Annotated in this window: 16 protein-coding genes; 8 read left to right on the plus strand and 8 right to left on the minus strand. The window is 64.5% G+C overall.

Annotated elements, in window-relative coordinates:
* Positions 1-42: 42 nt before the first annotated feature.
* From MESCI2_RS0132735 to MESCI2_RS0132745, 3 genes are all read left to right on the plus strand, one after another.
* Entirely contained in the window at positions 43-2415 is a 2373-nt protein-coding gene (locus tag MESCI2_RS0132735; RefSeq protein WP_027040181.1) for an aldehyde dehydrogenase family protein, read from the plus strand.
* Between the two features lie 188 nt (positions 2416-2603).
* Positions 2604-3335 carry an SDR family oxidoreductase gene (locus tag MESCI2_RS0132740; RefSeq protein WP_027040182.1) on the plus strand — a complete coding sequence of 244 codons (732 nt, stop codon included), beginning with the start codon at positions 2604-2606 and terminating at the stop codon, positions 3333-3335.
* Positions 3336-3562: 227 nt separating this feature from the next.
* Positions 3563-4408: a fumarylacetoacetate hydrolase family protein gene (locus MESCI2_RS0132745; protein WP_027040183.1), complete on the plus strand. Its 846-nt coding sequence runs from the start codon at positions 3563-3565 to the stop codon at positions 4406-4408.
* A 168-nt stretch (positions 4409-4576) separates the two neighbouring features.
* Here MESCI2_RS0132745 and MESCI2_RS0132750 read toward each other — a convergent pair whose 3' ends face one another.
* The 7 genes from MESCI2_RS0132750 to MESCI2_RS0132780 all read right to left on the minus strand — a co-directional run bounded on the left by MESCI2_RS0132750 (position 4577) and on the right by MESCI2_RS0132780 (position 11355).
* Positions 4577-5575 (minus strand): ABC transporter ATP-binding protein, encoded by a 999-nt coding sequence (locus MESCI2_RS0132750; RefSeq protein WP_027040184.1) that lies wholly within the window; start codon positions 5573-5575, stop codon positions 4577-4579.
* 15 nt (positions 5576-5590) lie between these two features.
* Positions 5591-6646 (minus strand): Gfo/Idh/MocA family protein, encoded by a 1056-nt coding sequence (locus MESCI2_RS0132755; RefSeq protein WP_027040185.1) that lies wholly within the window; start codon positions 6644-6646, stop codon positions 5591-5593.
* A gap of 1 nt (position 6647) precedes the next feature.
* A complete protein-coding gene (locus MESCI2_RS0132760; protein WP_027040186.1) occupies positions 6648-7115 on the minus strand; it encodes a DUF4304 domain-containing protein in 468 nt (155 codons plus the stop codon).
* Positions 7112-7951, minus strand: a complete 840-nt coding sequence (locus MESCI2_RS0132765; RefSeq protein ID WP_027040187.1) for a carbohydrate ABC transporter permease — start codon at positions 7949-7951, stop codon at positions 7112-7114. The genes MESCI2_RS0132760 and MESCI2_RS0132765 overlap by 4 nt, the downstream gene beginning before the upstream one ends.
* Before the next feature lie 10 nt (positions 7952-7961).
* Positions 7962-8891 carry a carbohydrate ABC transporter permease gene (locus MESCI2_RS0132770; RefSeq protein WP_027040188.1) on the minus strand — a complete coding sequence of 310 codons (930 nt, stop codon included), beginning with the start codon at positions 8889-8891 and terminating at the stop codon, positions 7962-7964.
* Positions 8892-9133: 242 nt separating this feature from the next.
* Positions 9134-10393: an ABC transporter substrate-binding protein gene (locus tag MESCI2_RS0132775; protein ID WP_027040189.1), complete on the minus strand. Its 1260-nt coding sequence runs from the start codon at positions 10391-10393 to the stop codon at positions 9134-9136.
* 2 nt (positions 10394-10395) lie between these two features.
* On the minus strand, positions 10396-11355 hold the full coding sequence (locus tag MESCI2_RS0132780; protein ID WP_027040190.1) for an N-acetylmuramic acid 6-phosphate etherase: 960 nt from the start codon (positions 11353-11355) through the stop codon (positions 10396-10398).
* 197 nt (positions 11356-11552) lie between these two features.
* On the opposite strand from MESCI2_RS0132780, the gene MESCI2_RS0132785 reads away from it, so the two are divergent.
* From MESCI2_RS0132785 to MESCI2_RS0132805, 5 genes are all read left to right on the plus strand, one after another.
* Entirely contained in the window at positions 11553-12434 is an 882-nt protein-coding gene (locus MESCI2_RS0132785) for an N-acetylglucosamine kinase (protein WP_027040191.1), read from the plus strand.
* Positions 12431-13213, plus strand: a complete 783-nt coding sequence (locus MESCI2_RS0132790; protein WP_027040192.1) for a GntR family transcriptional regulator — start codon at positions 12431-12433, stop codon at positions 13211-13213. The genes MESCI2_RS0132785 and MESCI2_RS0132790 overlap by 4 nt, the downstream gene beginning before the upstream one ends.
* A gap of 17 nt (positions 13214-13230) precedes the next feature.
* Entirely contained in the window at positions 13231-14265 is a 1035-nt protein-coding gene (locus tag MESCI2_RS0132795) for an SIS domain-containing protein (protein WP_027040193.1), read from the plus strand.
* A complete protein-coding gene (gene nagA, locus MESCI2_RS0132800) occupies positions 14262-15440 on the plus strand; it encodes an N-acetylglucosamine-6-phosphate deacetylase (RefSeq protein WP_027040194.1) in 1179 nt (392 codons plus the stop codon). Before MESCI2_RS0132795 ends, nagA begins: the two co-directional genes overlap by 4 nt.
* A gap of 62 nt (positions 15441-15502) precedes the next feature.
* Positions 15503-17542 carry an ABC transporter ATP-binding protein/permease gene (locus tag MESCI2_RS0132805; protein ID WP_027040195.1) on the plus strand — a complete coding sequence of 680 codons (2040 nt, stop codon included), beginning with the start codon at positions 15503-15505 and terminating at the stop codon, positions 17540-17542.
* A 16-nt stretch (positions 17543-17558) separates the two neighbouring features.
* Here MESCI2_RS0132805 and MESCI2_RS0132810 read toward each other — a convergent pair whose 3' ends face one another.
* Entirely contained in the window at positions 17559-19073 is a 1515-nt protein-coding gene (locus MESCI2_RS0132810) for a malonate--CoA ligase (protein WP_027040196.1), read from the minus strand.
* Between the last annotated feature and the right edge of the window lie 33 nt (positions 19074-19106).

The following is a 19106-nucleotide window of genomic DNA, read 5'->3' on the forward strand; positions in this document are numbered from 1 at the left end:
ATCGACCCTCCCCACAAGGGGGAGGGGTGAAGGAGGCGCCCAATGAACATTCTCGACCGCTACCACGCCATGGAGTACGGCCCGGCGCCGGAAGCCCGCAACGAGGCCGACGCCTGGCTTGCCGCACGCGATTTCGGCAAGGCGCTGTTCATCGGCGGCGACTGGAAAGCCGCTTCCGGCGGCAAGACCTTCGAGACCAGCGAGCCCTCCTCCGGCAAGCTGCTGGCCAAGGTCTCGGACGCCAGTGCCGCCGATATCGATGCGGCGGTTGCGGCGGCCACCAAGGCGCTGCCGAAATGGTCGGCAGCCTCAGGCTATCAGCGCGCCAAGGTGCTTTATGCCATCGGCCGTGCCATGCAGCGCCATCAGCGCCTGTTCGCAGTGCTTGAGACCATCGACAATGGCAAGCCGATCCGCGAAAGCCGCGACATCGACGTACCGCTGGCGATCCGCCATTTCATCCACCATGCCGGTTGGGCGCAGGCGCTGGACAAGGATTTCCCCGGCCACAAGGGTGTCGGCGTGGTCGGCCAGATCATCCCGTGGAATTTCCCGTTGCTGATGCTGGCCTGGAAGATCGCGCCGGCGCTCGCCGCCGGCTGCACCGTGGTGCTGAAGCCGGCCGAGTTCACGCCGCTGACCGCTATCCTGTTTGCCGAGATTTGCGAACGCGCCGGCGTGCCGAAAGGCGTCGTCAACATCGTCCAGGGCGGCCCTGAGGCCGGCGTGGCCATCGTCAACCATCCCGGCATCCAGAAGATCGCCTTCACCGGCTCTTCCGAAGTCGGCAAGATCATCCGTAAGGCGACCGCCGGCTCGGGCAAGAAACTGTCTCTCGAGCTCGGCGGTAAGTCGGCCTTCATCGTCTTCGAGGATGCCGATCTCGACAGCGCCGTCGAAGGCCTGGTCGACGGCATCTGGTTCAACCAGGGCCAGGTCTGCTGCGCCGGTTCGCGGCTGCTGGTGCAGGAAGGCATAGCCGACGCCCTGATCGCCAAGGTGAAGACGCGGATGAGCCGGCTGCGCGTCGGCAGCCCGCTCGACAAGAACACCGACATCGGCCCGCTCGTCGACTTGACCCAGCTTGACCGCGTCAAGGGCCTGGTTGCCGAAGGCGCCAGGCAGGGCGCCGTCTGCTGGCAGCCGGATGCGGCGCTGCCCTCTTCCGGCTACTACCATCTGCCGACGCTCGCCACAGGTGTTTCGCCGGCTAACATCTTGGCGCAAGAAGAGGTGTTCGGCCCTGTTCTGGCAACCATGACCTTCCGCAACACCGAGGAAGCGATCGAGCTGGCCAACAACACGCGCTACGGCCTCGCCGCCTCGGTGTGGAGCGAAAACGTCAACCTCGCTCTGCACGTCGCGCCGCAATTGAAGGCCGGTGTGGTCTGGGTCAACGGCACCAACATGTTCGACGCCGCCTGTGGCTTCGGCGGATACCGCGAGAGCGGTTTTGGCCGCGAGGGCGGGCGCGAGGGCATGTTCGAATATCTCACGGCGAAGCTGCCGCTCGGCCCGATCATCAAGCCGGCGACGACCTCCGCACAGCCGGTCGAGCAGGCCGACGGCTCGGCGATCGACCGCACGGCAAAGCTGTTCATCGGCGGCAAGCAGGTGCGGCCGGACGGCAATTATTCCCTCGCCATCGCCACCGCCAAGGGCAAGCTTGCCGGCGAGGTCGGGCTCGGCAGCCGCAAGGATATCCGCGACGCCGTCTCTGCCGCCCGTGCCTGCAAAGCATGGCCGGAGGCGACCGCCTATAACAGGTCCCAGGTGCTCTATTATCTGGCCGAGAATCTTTCCGGCCGCGCCGGCGAGTTCACCGCCCGTCTCACCGGATTGACCGGCGCTACGCCCAAGGCCGCGCGGGAAGAGGTAGAACAATCCATCGAACGGCTGTTCCTCTATGCCGGTCTGGCCGACAAGTTCGAGGGTCGCGTGCACCAGCCGCCGGCGCGTGCCGTGACGCTGGCGCTGCATGAGCCGGTCGGCGTCGTCGGCATCGTCGCGCCTGATACCTCGCCGCTGCTCGGCCTGATATCGCTGGTCGCACCGGCGCTGGCCATGGGCAACACCGTGGTCGCGGTGCCGTCGGAGCGCTACCCGCTGCTGGCGACCGATCTCTACCAGGTCATCGAATATTCCGACATTCCGGCCGGCGCCATCAACATCGTCACCGGTCGCAGCGCCGAACTCGCCGGCGTGCTGGCCAAGCATGACGATGTCGATGGGCTCTGGGTGTTCGCCGATGCCGAGACCTGCGCCAAAGCGGAAGCCGAGTCCATCGGCAACCTCAAGCGGGTCTGGAGCGGCAATGGCCGTGGCCTCGACTGGGCGTCCGACGAAGCCGCCGGCGACGCCTTCCTGCGCCGCGCCGTCGAGGTCAAGAATGTCTGGGTGCCTTATGGCGACTGAGCCCAAATGGCTATCGTGATGGTGATCGTGTTCGGGGTTGACGCACGGACAGATGTTCTTTAACGAGAAAAAACATCTTTATCAGTGAACGTCAACGGCGCAGGCCGCATGATCGCGCGTGACTGGCACATGACGCCTTGGCCAGCCGCAGTTAGACCCGGACTATCCCAGCGGACGAGGAGAACACTATGGCGGATCTGGCAGGCAAGGTCGTTGTCGTCACGGCAGCGGCGCAAGGCATCGGCAAGGCGAGCGCACTGGCCTTCGCAAAAGCTGGCGCCATCGTCTACGCCACCGACATCAACGAGGCACTGCTGGCGGAATTCGCCAAGACGCCAGGGATCAAGACTCGCAAGCTGGACGTGCTCAACGACGAAGCCGTCAACGCCGCCTTTGCCGAGATCGGTGTCGTCGACGTGCTGTTCAATTGCGCCGGCTTCGTCCATGCTGGCTCGATCCTGGAGATGAAGGACGCCGATCTCGATTTCGCGCTGAACCTCAATGTTCGCGCCATGATCCGCACCAGCCGGGCCGTGCTGCCCGGCATGCTGGAACGCGGCGACGGTTCGATCATCAACATGGCCTCGCTGGCCAGTTCGACCAAGGGCGTGCCCAACCGCTTCGTCTATGGCCTGACAAAGGCCGCCGTCATCGGCCTGACCAAGGCGATCGCCGCCGACTATGTCGGCAAGGGCATACGCTGCAACGCCATCTGCCCCGGCACGGTCGAGAGCCCGTCGTTGCAGGACCGCATGCACGCTCAGGGCGACTACGATGCCGCCCGCGCCGCCTTCATCGCCCGCCAGCCGATGGGCCGGCTCGGCACGCCTGAGGAAATCGCCGATCTCGCCGTCTATCTGGCCGGCGCCACCTACACGTCCGGGCAGGCCTACAATATCGACGGCGGCTGGTCGATCTGACCGCTGGTCGGAAAAGATCTGAGCATGCAGAACAATCGGGGCCCTTGCCGGCGTTTACGAGGGGATCGAAGAGTCTGAAAATCCCGCGCGCCGGCCATCTTGTAGGGTAACCACGCTTGTCCGGGGTCGGGTCGATGAGTAGGGTCCGCCGGTTCCGCGAAGGAGCCATCGCCCTGGCGGCAAGTTTGCAAAAGGCCACGAGGCCGCAATCAGGAGAAGGATTTTAGATGAAACTGCTGCGCTATGGCGAGGTGGGAAGCGAGCGCCCAGGTCTGCTCGATGCGGATGGCACGATCCGTGATCTGTCCGCTCACGTCACCGACATCGGCGGCAAGGCACTCGATCCGGCATCGCTGGCGGCACTCGCCAAGCTCGATCCGAAGTCGCTGCCGGCGGTGTCCGGCAGCCCGCGCCTCGGCGCCTGCGTTGCAGGCACCGGCAAGTTCATCTGCATCGGCCTCAACTATTCCGACCACGCCGCCGAGACCGGCGCCACCGTGCCGCCGGAGCCGATCATCTTCATGAAGGCAAGCTCGGCCATTGTCGGCCCGGATGACGACGTGCTGATCCCCCGCGGCTCGGAGAAGACCGACTGGGAAGTCGAGCTGGCCGTGGTCATCGGCAAGACGGCAAAGTATGTCAGCGAAGCCGACGCGCTCGACTATGTCGCCGGCTACAGCGTTGCCCACGACGTCTCCGAACGCGCCTTCCAGGCCGAGCGGCAAGGCCAGTGGACCAAGGGCAAGAGCTGCGACACGTTCGGCCCCACCGGCCCATGGCTGGTGACCAAGGACGAAGTCGCCGACCCGCAGAACCTCAAAATGTGGCTGACGGTCAACGGCAAGACGATGCAGAACGGCTCGACCAAGACCATGGTCTATGGCGTCAAATACCTGGTTTCCTATCTCAGCCAGTTCATGTCGCTGCACCCCGGCGACATCATCTCCACCGGCACGCCGCCCGGCGTCGGGCTGGGCATGAAGCCGCCGGTGTTCTTGAAGGCCGGCGATGTGGTGGAATTGGGCATCGAGGGCCTGGGCCAGCAGAAGCAGACGTTCAAGGCTGATTTGTAGCGGCGCCGACTTCCCTTCTCCCCTTGCGGGAGAAGGTGTCGCCGAAGGCGACGGATGAGGGGTGTTCCAGCAACGCCTCACTCCGCTGGAACACCCCTCATCCGTCTCGGCGCTGCGCGCCGATCCACCTTCCCCCACAAGGGGGAAGGCAAGAACTGCGCCGCCGCGCTACTTCAGCACCTTCCCATCGGCCCCAAACCTGTACGTCTTCGCCGGATCCGGCGTCGCATAGAGCGTGGCTCCCGGTTCTGCATCGTACACCCCGAAAATCCGCACGGTAATCAACCCGGCCTTCTCGCAATCGAGATACAGATTGGTGTCGGCGCCGAGGTGCTCGGCGTGCACCACCGTTCCCTTCCAGGCGCCGGATTTCGGATCCACGGTCAAATGTTCCGGCCGCACGCCGATGGTCTTGGCGGTTTCGCCGAGCCTGGCACCCTCGACGAAATTCATCTTTGGTGAGCCGATGAAGCCGGCGACGAACTCATTTGCCGGCGAATTGTAGAGCTCCATCGGGCCACCGATCTGCTCGATTTTCCCTGCGTTGAGCACCACGATCTTGTCGGCCAGCGTCATCGCCTCGACCTGGTCGTGGGTGACGTAGATCATCGTCGCCTTCAGCCGGCGATGCAGCTGCGCGATCTCCAGCCGCGTGTTGACGCGCAGTGCTGCATCGAGATTCGAAAGCGGCTCGTCGAAGAGAAAGAGCTTGGGTTCGCGCACCACGGCGCGGCCGATGGCCACGCGCTGACGCTGGCCGCCGGAGAGCTCGGCCGGCCGCCTTTCGAGATAGGGCTCGAGCGACAGCATCGACGAGGCGATGCCGATGCGGCGCTCGATCTCCGGGGCGGGCGTGCCGGCCTGCTTGAGGCCGAGGCCCATATTGTTCTTCACCGTCAGATGCGGATAGAGCGCATAGGTCTGGAACACCATGGCGATGCCGCGCTTGGCCGGCGGCGTGGCCGAGACGTCCGCGCCGTCGATCACCACCCGGCCCGAGGTCGAGTCCTCCAGTCCCGCAATGACCCTGAGCAAGGTCGACTTGCCGCAACCGGAGGGGCCGACGAAGACAACGAACTCGCCGTCGTTCACTTCGAGGTTGATGCCCTTCAGCACCTCGACCGGCCCAAAGGCCTTCTTCACGTTCTCGATGTTCAGCGAGCCCACGGCTTCGTCCCTGTTCTAGAGTTTGACGGCGGCGCCACTGCGCACGCTCTCGTCGGCGGCAAGGCAGACGGCGAGCGATTTGACCGCGTCGTCCATGTGTTTGGTGAGATCGAGATCCTCGCGGATCGCCTTCAGCACGAAGGCCTGTTCGAGGTCGCAGAGGTCCTGATGGCCGGGTTCGCCTGCCATCGATAGCATTTCGTCGGCCTTGAGAAACTTGCCGTCCGCGCCGGTCGCCGCATTGTGCAGGCGGATGGTCGAGGTCTTGGTGTGAGTGTCGATGTCATCCGACCTCACACCTTCCTTCATGACGATCGACACGCAGCCATTGGGCGAGATCACGTCCTTCACGAAGAAGGCGGTTTCCGAAATCATCGGCCCCCAGCCTGCCTCGTACCAGCCAACCGAACCGTCGTCGAACAGCACCTGTAAATGGCCATAATTGTACATCGAGGGCGCCACCTCTCCGGTCAGCCGCACACCCATGCCGCGCACCTCGACCGGCTTCGCATCGGTGATCTGCAGCATGACGTCGAGATAGTGCACGCCGCAATCGACGATCGGCGAGGTCGTCTGCATCAACTGCTTGTGCGTCTCCCAGGTGTGACCCGAGGATTGCTGGTTGAGATTCATGCGGAAGACATAGGGGCCGCCGAGCTTGCGCGCTTCGGCGATCAGCCTGATCCAGGACGGGTGATGGCGCAGGATGTAGCCGATCACCAGCTTCCTGCCGTTGGCCTTCGCCGCCGCGACGACACGCCTGGCGTCGGCCACCGTCGTTGCCAACGGCTTTTCAACGAAGACGTGGCAACCGGCCTCGAAGGCCTTCACCGCATAATCGGCATGGCTGTCGGAATAGGTGGCGATGCAGGCGACATCGGGTTTTTCCTCGCGCAACGCCTCGTCGAAGGAACGTCTGATGCCGTAGCCCGACAGCCCGTCCGGCAAGGGCACATCGGAGCGGTTGATCAGTGCCGCGATCTGGAAACCTGGATTGGTATGGTAGGCCAGCGCATGGCTGCGGCCCATATTGCCGAGCCCGGCGACGACAACGCGAAGAGGTTGGGCCATTTCAATTCGCCTTTTCTTGACTGCGGGCTGCGAGAGCCACCATCACCTGTGGCTCACATTCATCTGCGACCTGCAGGGCTGCTTCTTCGCTGTCACACCGGGACAAAAGTCGAAAGCCATAGGCATCAACTCCGTCCTTGATCAGTGAAAGCCTCTGATCATCAGGCAAGGGATGCTCAAGGTTGAGCGCCTGCTCGAACGCTTTCGACTGCTCGTCTTCCATCTGGGAATTGACGCGCCAACGAATGTGACAATTGTATTCCTTCGGCCGGCGCTCCGGCCCAAGCCGTGCAAACCAGACAGCAGCGTTGATATAGAATTGCGGACCCCAGGAAGACTTCTGAAGGTTCAGCACACAGATCGTCTCCGGCCACTCTCGGTAGAAATTTTTGGCGCGAACGCCCCGGAATCCATAGTGGCTCGCTGTCTCGACGAGGGCCTGTACGATAGCTTCTTCCCCGCCGCTCACTTCACCGCTCCGGAAGTAATGCCGCGGATCAGCTGCCGCGAGAAGATGACGTAGAGGATCAGCACCGGCATGATCGCCAGCGACAGGGCTGCCAGGATAGCGTTCCAGTTGGTGACGAACTGGCCGAGGAAGAGCTGCGCGCCGAGCGTGACCGTCTTGGTCTCTTCCGACGGCGCCAGGATCAGCGGGAACCACAGGTCGTTCCAGATCGGGATCATGGTGAAGACGGCGACGGTCGCCATCGAAGGCCTGACCAGCGGCAGCACCAGCCTGAAGAAAATGGTGTATTCCGACAGGCCGTCGATGCGGCCGGCATTCTTCAGATCGTCGGACACCTGCTTCATGAACTCCGACAGGATGAACACGGCAAGCGGCAGGCCCTGCGCGGTGTAGACCAGGATCAGCGCCGTCAGCGTGTTGACCAGCCCGCTCGCCACCATCAATTGCAGGATGGCGACGGTGCCCAGCCGGATCGGGATCATGATGCCGAGCGCAAGGTATAGCCCCATCAGCGAGTTGCCGCGGAAGCGGTATTCCGACAGCGCGAACGCCGCCATGGCGCCGAACAAGAGTACGAAGAACAGCGAGGCGACGGTGACGACCAGGCTGTTCTGGAAATAGTGGATGAAGTCGCCCTGGCCGATGACGGTCGTGTAGCCGATCAGGTCGAAGGTTTTGGGCGTCGGCGGCGTCAGCGGCGCGCCGAAGATGCCGGCGCGGGACTTGAACGAGTTCATGATGACGAGGATCACCGGAAACAGCGCGATCACCGTGTAGGTCAACAGGATCGCGTGGGCGCCGATGGTGCGGGGGAGGGAATGGGTGGCGGTGCTCATCTCCCGGCCCTCAGAACTGGTAGCGACGCAGGCGCGTCTGCACGAGGAAGAGGTAGACACAGACGCCGCCGAGGATGATCAGGAACATCATCGTGGCGATCGCCGCGCCCATATTTGGGTCGCCGGTCTGCAGCTGGAAGCCGAAGAAAGCGCGGTAGAGGAAGGTGCCGAGAATGTCGGTCGAATAGTTTGGCCCGGCGAGCGCGCCTTGCGCGGTGTAGATCAGGTCGAAGGCGTTGAAATTGCCGACGAAGGTGAGGATCGAGATGATGCCGATCGACGGCAGGATCAGCGGCAGCTTGATCTTCCAGAACTGCGAAAGGCCGGTGATCCCATCGCATTCGGCGGCCTCGATCACCTCTTCGGGGATCGACAGCAGGGCGGCATAGATCAGCATCATCGGAATGCCGACGAACTGCCACACCGAGATCAGGCTGAGTGCGGTCAGTGCATATTGCTCCTTGCCGAGCCACGGCGTGAACAGGCTTTTCAGGCCGACGAGGTCCATCAGATGCGGCGCCACGCCCCACAGCGGCGACAGGATCAGCTTCCAGGCGAAGCCGACGATAACGAAGGACAGGATGGTCGGCACGAAGATCGCCGTGCGGTAGAAAGCCGCGAATCTCAGTTTCGGGCTGGACAGAAGCGCCGCCAGCATGACGCCGATCGGGTTCTGCACAATCATGTGGATGATGAAGAACCAGACATTGTTTCTCAGCGCGTTCCAGAAACCCACCGACCAGTTGGGGTCGCCGAACAGCGTGCGGAAGTTTTCCAGCCCGACGAAGACCTGGTGCTGCTCGATGTTGCGGAACAGCGACAGCTGCAGCGTGCCGGCGAGCGGCAGGATCATGATCGCCGTGTAGACAAGCACCGCCGGCGCCAGGAAGATGCCGATGTGCCAGCGGAACGGTCTTTTCGGTCTGATATCTGCGGCCATGAGTTCGGTCCCCGCCGATCAGGTCGGCAAATGCCGCCAAAGGCGCGGCGCCTCCCTCCCCCTTGAGGGGAGGGTGCCTCGCGAAGCGAGGCGGGTGGGGTCGGTCAAGGCAGCGCGCCATCGATATTTGACCGTGCTTTCCAGCAACGATCAAGTCGCGGCCTGCCTCCACCGACCCCCTCTGTCGCCTTCGGCGACATCTCCCCCTCGAGGGGGGAGATAAGCAGCGCTCAGCCGAGCTCTTACTTGGCCGGCTTGTACCAGCTGTCGAGACCGGTCTGCAGCTTCTTGGCCGCGGCTTCCGGCGTATCGGTGCCGTTGATGACGTTGGCCGATTCAACCCAGGTCTCGTTTTCGAGGTTGGGCGTGCCGCGCGACAGGATCTGGTAGGTCGAGCGGATCGTCGACTTGCACTTGCCGCGCCAGGAGACGAATTCCTGCGCCAGCGGGTCTTCCATCTTCACCGGCGCGGAGTTCAGGCTGAAGAAGCCCGGCAGCGCGTTGGCATAGATGGTAGCGAAGTCCGGCGAGGCGACCCAGGACAGGAAGGTCTTGGCTGCATCGGCGTTCTTCGAAGCCGCATTCAGGCCCATGCCGATATCGGTATGGTCTGATATGTAGCAGGTGTCGCCGGCCTTCTCGACCGGCGGCGGGAAGGCGCCCATCTTGAACTGCGCCTGGGTGTTGAACAGGCCGATCTCCCACGAGCCGGCCGGGTAGATGGCGGCCCGGCCGAGCGTGAACAGGTTCTGGCTGTCCGGATAGGTCTGCGCTTCGAAGCCGTCGCCGAGATAAGGCTTCCACTTGGCCAGTTCCTCATACGGCGCGACCCAGTCCTTGTCGGTCAGCTTCTGATCGCCCTTGATCAGCGCTGCGCGGCCGTCCTCGCCCTTCCAGTAGTTGGGGCCGATGTTCTGGTAGCCCATGGTCGCGGCTTCCCAGAGATCCTTGGTGCCCATCGCCATCGGGATGTAGGTGCCGTCGGCCTTGACCTTGTCGAGCGCGGCGAAGAACTCGTCGCGGGTCTCCGGCACCTTGATGCCGAGCTTGTCGAAGGCGTCCTTGTTGTAGATGAAGCCGTGGATGACCGAGGCCATCGGCACGCAGAAGCTCGCCTTGCCGTCGTCGGTCTGCCAGGCGGACTTGGCCACCGGTGAGAAGTTCTCCATGCCGGGCAGCGCCGAGAGATCGGCAAGGTTGCCCTTCTTGAACAGCTCGAGCGACTTGTCGAACGGGCGGCAGGTGATCAGGTCGCCCGCCGAGCCGGCGGCGAGCTTGGCGCCGAGGGCCGCGTCATATTCGGTCGGAGCCGACGGCGCGAACACCACCTTGATGCCCGGATTCTTGGCTTCGAAAGCCGGGATCAGCTTGTCCTTCCAGATGGCAAGGTCGTCGCCGCGCCAGCTTTCGATGTTGAGCGTTACGTCTGCGGCAGAAGCAACCCCGGCCGAGCCGAGAATGCTGGTGCCCAAAAGCAGTGCCGTCAGTAGTTTCGTTGTCATGCTCAGTCTCCCTGTTGACCTTTTTCAGGTTCGGTTTTGATGAGAACGGAGGCAGTGCGCCCTTTGCTCCCCTCTATCGCGGAAAGGGCCGGCCGCAGCTTCTGGCCGGCCTCTTCCAGTATCTTCTGCGCCGCGTCGGTACTGTCGGCGCCGGCGGCGAGCAGAATGGCGGTCTTGACCGCGCCGCCGCTCTTCTCGAGCAGGCGGGCCGCCTCGTCCGTGCCGCACCTGCTGACGGCGGCGACGATGCGCGCCGCGCGGCCGCGCAGCTTGATGTTGTCGGCCATGAGATTGACCATGTAGCCGTCATGCACATGGCCGAGATGGATGGCGGTCAGCGTCGACAGCATGTTGAGCGCGATCTTCTGGGCGGTGCCGGCGCCCATGCGCGTGGAGCCGGCGATCAGTTCCGGCGGCGTTTCGAGCAGGATGGCGGTTTGTGCCTGGCGCAGCAGCGCCGAGTCCCTGTTGTTGGCGATGCCGATGGTGGCAGCGCCGCGGCGGGCAGCCTCCTCGATGGCCCGCACGGCATAGGGCGTCGTGCCGCTGGCGGAAATGGCGATCAGGCAGTCACCCTTGCCGAGGCCGGCTTCGGCGACCGCTGCCGCAGCCTCCTCGGTATCGTCTTCCGGCCCTCCGGCCAGCGTGCGGAAAGCGTCGTCGCCACCGGCGATCAGGATAGCGATGCGGTTGCGGTGAATGCCGAAGGTGCCCGGCAGCTCCAGCGCATCGGCCAGTGCCATCAGGCCTGAGCTGCCGGCCGCGGCGTAGGCGAGCTTGCCGCCGTTCTTCAGCCTGCCGGCTATGATCTCGGCCGCCATGGCGATGGATGGAATGGCATGGCGCACGACCTTGGCGGCTTCGATCTGCGCATCGGCCAAATAGGAAAGGATGGCGTCCGGAGGCTGGATATCCAGCCCCTCGGCATTTTTGTGAAGCGCTTCGGTGCGCGTTTCGGCCATCCCGGTTCCTCCAATACCAGAACAATACCAAAAAAATACCACTTGTCCACACGCATTAACGAATTCGCTGGCCGGAAATCATGACCCAACGAAATACGCAGGTTTTTCAATAAAATACGGCTTAATCTTTTTGAAACGGAAATTAACTCTTGGCTATTGGTATTTTATTGGTATTATCCCCTCGGAGGAGAAATCACGTGAATTTCGTGCTCGGAATCGATGGCGGCGGCACCAGCTGCAGGGCCGCCCTGGCAACGGCGGACGGCACGGTGGTCGGCCGCGCAAAAAGCGGCGCCGCCAACATCCGCACCGACCTGACCGGCGCCCGCTCGAACATCGTCGAGGCCGCCAGGCAGGCGTTTCTCGCCGCCGGGCAGGATGCGGAACTGATCCCGCGAACGCCGGCCATTCTCGGGCTGGCCGGCGCCAATGTCGGCACCTACCGGCAGCAACTCGAAGCGATCCTGCCGTTCAGCATCAGCCGCGTCGAGACCGACGCCGAAATCGCGCTGGAAGGCGCTGTCGGCTCCGGCGATGGCGCTATGGCGATCCTCGGCACCGGCACCGCCTATATGGCGCGCAGACAAGGCAAATCGCGCGCCATCGGCGGCTGGGGCTTCCAGGTCGGCGACCAGGGCAGCGGCGCCCGTATCGGCCGCGACCTGCTCGAACAGACACTGCTTGCCTATGACGGCGTCCGCGAAGGTTCGCCGCTGACGCACAGCATGCTGGCCGTCTTCCGCAACAACCCGGAAGACGTCGTCGAATTCACCACCAATGCCAAGCCGGGCGATTTCGGCGGCTTCGCACCCAAGGTGTTCGAGCATGCCGAGAAGGGCGACAGCGTCGCCAACTGGATCCTCGACAGGGTGGTCGCCGATGTCGAAGCCTCGCTCGGCGCGCTCGGTCTCGCCGACGACGCGCCTCTGTGCCTGCTCGGCGGGCTGGCGCCGCTCTACGCGCCGCGCCTGTCTGCCCGCTACCGGGCGCTGCTGAAGCCGCCGCTCGACGACGCACTGGGCGGCGCGGTGCAGATGGCGGTTCGCCTTTTCGCCGGACACGCGGAGGCAACTCGATGAGCGAGGCCGCCGACCAGATCTTCGCCACGCTCAAACATCAGGCGCAAAGCGGCGCGCCGCTTTATCTGCAGCTGCGCAAGAGCATCGAGGACGCGGTCAATCGCGGCCTGATCGGGCCGGGCGACGCGCTGCCTTCCGAGCGCGACATCGCCACCAAGGCCGATATTTCGCGGGTCACCGTGCGCAAGGCGGTGCAGGATCTCGTCAAGGGCGGCATCCTGGTGCAGCGCCACGGCTCCGGCACCTTCGTGGCGCCGCGCATGGAGCGTGTCGAACAATCGCTGTCGCGGCTGACCTCGTTTACCGAGGACATGGCGCGGCGCGGCATGGCGGTGCGTTCGGCATGGCTCGACCGCGGCCTTTACGCACCTTCACCCGACGAGATGATGGTGCTCGGCCTGTCGTCGAGCGAACTGGTGGCGCGGGTGGCGCGCCTGCGCATCGCCAACGACACACCGCTGGCGATCGAACGCGCCTCGCTGTCGGCCAGCGTGTTGCCCGATCCGGCCGATATAGGTTCCTCGCTCTACGCAGCGCTGGAATTGACCGGCAACCGGCCAGTGCGCGCCGTGCAGCGCATTTCCGCCGCCAATCTCGGCGACAGCGACGCGCGCCTGCTCGAAGTGCCGCCAGGTATTGCCGGCCTGCACATCGAACGCATTTCCTATCTGGCGAGCGGCAAGGTGATCGAATTCACCCGCTCCATCTACCGGGGCGACGCCTATGATTTCGTCGCCGAACTGCGGCTGACAGGGCCGAGCGAAGAGGGCCGACCATGAGCACGACAGAGCCGACCATGTCGGCAGAAATGACCCATATGCGGCGCGAGATCGAGGAGGTCCCGCAAGCGGTCGCCCGCCTGCTCGACGGCTCCGGCGCGGTGCTGACCGAGGCCGGGCGCAGCATCAGGGAACGCGACCCGCAGTTCGTCGTCACCGTGGCGCGCGGCTCGTCCGACCATGCCGCCACCTTCATGAAATACGCCGTCGAGTTGACCGCGGGCCTGGCCGTGGCGTCTGTCGGACCGTCGATCGCCTCGATCTATGGCCGCAAGCTCAGGCTCGCCGGCTCGGCCTGCCTGGCGATCTCGCAGTCGGGCAAGAGCCCCGATATCGTCGCCATGGCCGAAACGGCGCGGGCGGGGGGCGCGCTGACCGTCGCCATCACCAACACCGCCGATTCGCCGCTGGCGCGTGCTTCGGACTATGCGATCGATATCCTGGCCGGCCCCGAGCGCAGCGTGGCGGCCACCAAGACCTTCATCAATTCGGCCGTCGCCGGCCTCGCTCTGATGGCGCATGCCACCGGCGACGATGCGCTGTTGGCCGCACTTGCCCGCCTGCCGGAGCATTTCGGCAAGGCGATCGCCTGCGACTGGATGAGCGTGCTGTCTGAGACGATCGAGAAGCAGAAGTCGCTGTTCATCCTCGGCCGCGGACCGTCGGCGGCGATGGCCAATGAAGCGGCGCTGAAATTCAAGGAGACCTGCGGCATGCATGCCGAGGCCTACAGCGCCGCCGAAGTCATGCACGGCCCGCTGGCGCTGATCGGCCCCGACTTTCCGGTGCTGGCGCTGGCCGCGCGCGACGCCTCCGAACCGTCTATCGCCGAGGCCGCCGACAGCCTGGCGGCCAAGGGCGCGCCGGTGTTCGTCACCTCCGCGCTTGCCAAACGCGCCGTGCGCCTGCCGCATGTTGCCACCGGCCATCCGCTGACCGATCCGCTGACGCTGATCGTCTCCTTCTACATGTTCGTCGAGGCCTTTGCCCGCCATCGCGGTCTCGATCCGGACACGCCGCGCAATCTTCGCAAGGTGACGGAGACAGTATGAGCGATCGCTTTGCCCTGACTGGCGCCCGGATTTTCGACGGCGACGACTGGCATGAAGGCCACGCACTTGTCGTGCGCGACGGTCTCGTCGAGGCCATTCTGCCCACCGGTGCCATCCCCTCGGATATCCGCGTCGTCGACACCGGTGGCGGCCTTCTGGCGCCGGGGTTCGTCGACCTGCAGGTCAACGGCGGCGGCGGCGTCATGCTCAACGACCACCCCGATGTCGCTTCAATCGAGACCATCTGCCGCGCGCACGCGCCCTTCGGCACGACGGCGCTGCTGCCGACGCTGATCACCGACACGCCTGCAATCACGGCCGCCGCTGTCGCCGCCGGCGAGGCAGCGGCGCGCCAGAAGGTGCCTGGGTTTCTCGGACTGCATCTCGAAGGCCCGCATCTGTCGGTCGCCCGCAAGGGCGCGCATGATCCGGCGCTGATCCGGCCGATGACGGATGCCGATCAGGCGATGCTGATCGCCGCGCGGCAAAAACTACCGGTGCTGCTCACCACCATTGCCCCTGAATCCGTCGAGCCGGCGCGCGTCGCGGCACTCGCCAGGGCCGGCATCATCGTCAGCCTTGGCCACTCCGATACCGGCTATGCCACCGCCAGCGCCTTTGCCGCGGCCGGCGCCTCAATGGTCACCCATCTGTTCAATGCGATGAGCCAGATCGGCAATCGCGAGCCCGGATTGGTCGGCGCCGCCATCGACATCGGCACCTTGTCGGCCGGCCTCATCGCCGACGGCATCCATGTCGATCCGGCCACCATCAAGATCGCGCTGCGCGCCAAGCAGGGGCCGGCCAGGATCGTGCTGGTCACCGACGCCATGGCGACAATCGGCACCGACATGACGTCGTTCACGCTCAACGGCCGCACCATCTATCGAAGGGACGGCAGCCTGAGGCTCGCCGACGGCACACTGGCGGGCGCCGATCTCGATATGATCTCGGCCGTTCGTTTCATCCACCGCGTCGCCGGGGTCGAGCTTTCCGAGGCCTTGCGCATGGCCTCACTCTATCCGGCGCAAGCAATCGGCCAGTCGCACCGGCTTGGCCGATTCGCCAACGGCACGGCTGCGGACATGGTCGCGCTGTCGGACGATCTCGACACGAAGGGCGTCTGGATCGGCGGCGAAAAGGTTTTTGCGGCCGGTTCCGACACTGCGCGTTGATTTCAGGTTCAAGTCGGCTGACGTCATGAAACCTTTTGATTTTGAGGTCGTTGTCGGAGCGTATGTCCGAGGCGAAACCCAAATTGAAACAGGCCGACGGCATCAAACCGCGCGGTGCCTTGAAGCCGCCACAGAAAGCGCCGCGTGACCAAAGGCCACGCCACGAGGAGCTGCGCGAAAAAAAGCTGTCGAGTGCCGAAGCTGCCCCGGAGGTCGACGGCCAGCCGGGGCCACCACCGGATGCTGTCGAGCCCGATCCGCAACTGACGCCCGAAGGGGCCGAGCAGGAGCGCAAGAAATATCTGCTGCGGCGTTTCTGGATCAGCGCGCGCGGTTACTGGAGCCGGCGCGGCGACCGGCTCGCCTGGCCATTGACGATCGGGGTGCTGCTGCTGATCTGCATCAATATCGGCTTCCAGTATGGCATCAATGTCTGGAACCGTTCGATGTTCGATGCCCTCGAGCAGCGCAACGCCCGCAGCGTCTATTTCCTCAGCGCCGTCTTCGTGCCGCTGGTAATCTGCAGCGGCAGCCTTGTCGTCGCGCAGGTCTACCTGCGCATGACGATCCAGCGCCGCTGGCGTTCCTGGCTGACCACCGCGGTCATCGCGCGCTGGCTGGCAGGCGGCCGCTACTACCAACTGAATCTCGTCGGCGGCGACCACCAGAACCCCGAGGCCCGCATGACCGAGGATCTGCGCATCGCCACCGAGTCGCCGGTCGATTTCATCGCCGGCGTCCTCAACGCGTTCCTGTCTGCCTCGACCTTCATCGTCGTGCTGTGGACCATCGGCGGCGCGCTCACTTTGCCGATCGGCGGCGAGAGCATCACCATTCCCGGCTTCCTGGTCATCACCGCGATGATCTATGCCGCCATCACCTCGACCGCGATGGTGGTCATCGGCCGCAATTTCGTCCAGCTCTCCGAGCGGAAGAACCAGGCGGAGGCCGAACTGCGCTACACGCTGACGCGCGTGCGCGAAAACGGCGAGAGCATCGCCTTGCTGGGCGGGGAGGAAGAGGAGCGCAGCGGCATCGACAGGAATTTCGGCCATGTGCTGAGGCAATGGGCGCTGCTGACGGGCCAGCACATGCGCACGGCGGCGGTGTCGCAGGGATCGAGCCTGTTTGCGCCGGTCGTGCCAATCCTGCTGTGCGCGCCAAAATTCCTCGAAGGCTCAATGACGCTTGGCGAGGTGATGCAGGCAGCGTCCGCCTTTGGCATCGTGCAAGGCGCATTCGGGTGGCTGGTCGACAACTACCCGCGTCTTGCCGACTGGAACGCCTCCGCGCGGCGCGTAGCTTCGCTGATGATGTCGCTCGACGGGCTCGAGCGTGCGGAGCAGAGCGATGCGCTTGGACGCATCCAGCACGGCGAAACCGACGACGGTGCCATGCTCAGCCTCGACGATCTCTCCGTGACGCTCGACGACGGCACCGCCGTGGTCAAGGAGACCGAGGTTGCGATCGAACCCGGTGAGCGGGTGCTGGTGGCCGGCGAATCCGGCTCGGGCAAGTCGACGCTGGTGCGGGCCGTCGCGGGCCTGTGGCCGTGGGGCGGCGGCAGCGTCAATTTCCACGCCGACAGGCGACTGTTCATGCTGCCGCAACGCCCCTACATCCCTTCGGGCACGCTTCGCCGCGCGGTCGCCTATCCCGCGGCGGCGGACAAGTGGACGATCAAACAGATCAAGGCCGCCCTCGACAAGGTCGGCCTCGCCTACCTTGTCGAAAGGATCAAGGAAGAAGCGCCATGGGACCAGACGCTGTCGGGCGGCGAAAAGCAGCGTCTCGCCTTCGCGCGCCTGCTGCTGCACCGCCCCGATATCGTCGTGCTGGATGAAGCAACCTCGGCGCTCGACGAGAAGAGCCAGGACACCATGATGGCGACGGTGATCCGCGAATTGCCTGATGTCACCATCATCAGTGTGGCGCACCGGGCCGAGCTGGAAGCCTTCCACAGCCGCAAGATCACCCTGGAACGGCGCGAGGGCGGCGCCAAGCTTGTCAGCGACATCAACCTCGCCCCACGCAAGCGCAACCTGCTGAAGCGTGCCTTGTGGGGTTCCGGCAGCCGGGCCGAAAGGCCGCGCAAGGAGTAAGGCGCCCCTGCCCCAACTATGGTGCGTATATGTCCTTGTAGGTGTCGCGCAGCAGGTTCTTCTGTACTTTGCCCATGGTGTTGCGCGGCAGTTCATCGACGAAGATCACCCGCTTCGGGTGCTTGTATTTCGCCACCCGCCCGGCGATGGCGCCGAGAATTTCGGCACCGGTGATCCGCGATGACGGCGCACGCACGACGACAGCGGTGACGCCTTCGCCGAAATCCGGATGGGCAACGCCGATGACGGCGCTTTCGCTAACCCCGTCGAGCGCGTCGATCTCGCTTTCGAGTTCCTTCGGATAGATGTTGTAGCCGCCTGATATGATCAGGTCCTTGCCGCGGCCGACGATGTGGACGTAGCCGTCGGCGTCGATCATACCGAGATCGCCGGTGATGAAAAAACCGTCGGCGCGGAATTCCGCCTTGGTCTTCTCCGGCATGCGCCAATAGCCGCCGAAGACGTTTGGGCCCTTCACCTCGATCATGCCGACCTCGCTTTGCGCAAGCGCTGCGCCGCTGTCTGGATCGGCGATGCGAAGCGTGACGCCGGGCAAGGGGAAACCGACGGTACCGGCGCGCCGCTCGCCCTCATAGGGGTTCGAGGTGTTCATGTTGGTCTCGGTCATGCCGTAGCGTTCGAGGATCGCGTGGCCGGTGCGCTCGCGCCAGGCCTTGTGCGTCTCGGCCAGCAGCGGCGCCGACCCGGAAATGAACACACGGATGTTTTTCGCCGCCTCATGGTCCAGCCCATCCTGCTGCAGCAGGCGCACGTAGAAGGTCGGCACGCCCATCAGGGCCGTGGCGCGCGGCAGCAGCGAGACGATGCGGGCCGGATCGAACTTCTGCTCGAACAGCATCGAGGCGCCGGCCATCAGGACGACGTTGGTGGCGACGAACAGGCCGTGCGTGTGGAAGATCGGCAATGCGTGGATCAGCACGTCGTCTCCGGTGAAACGCCAGTGCTCGACCAGCACGCGCGCGTTCGAAGCAAGGTTCTCGTGGCTGAGCATGGCGCCTTTCGAACGGCCGGTGGTTCCCGACGTGTAGAGGATTGCCGCGAGGTCATCCGACCCGCGCGCCACGTCATGAAAATCCGTCGGCAATCGCGAGGCCTGGTCGGTCAGCGATCCCCGGCCGTCGCGGCCGAGCGTGACGGTGACGGCGCCGGTCTTTTCCGCCAGCGCGCCGATGTCGACCGCTCTTGCCGGATCGCAGACGACCAGGCGTGGTTCCGCGTCGCCGAAGAAATACTCCAGCTCGGCCAGCGTGTAGGCGGTGTTGAGCGGCAGGAAGACGGCGCCGGCTCGCAGGCAGGCGAGATAGAGCATGACCGCTTCCGGACTCTTCTCGACCTGCACGGCAACGCGGTCACCGGGTTCGACATCCAGTTGCAAGAGCGCATGCGCAAGCTGCGCCGAGCGGGCCAGCATATCGCCATAGGTGAGCGAGCGGCCATCATCGGTTTCCATCAGCAAGCGCGCTGGCGCCGGCATCGGGGACCGGAACGCATCGAACAGATGATTGCTCATGAAGACTTCCCTGGGTGCGGCGGCGCTGAGCAT

Origin of the sequence: Mesorhizobium ciceri WSM4083 (assembly GCF_000519305.1) — a bacterium.
In the GTDB taxonomy this organism is placed as follows: domain Bacteria; phylum Pseudomonadota; class Alphaproteobacteria; order Rhizobiales; family Rhizobiaceae; genus Mesorhizobium; species Mesorhizobium ciceri_B.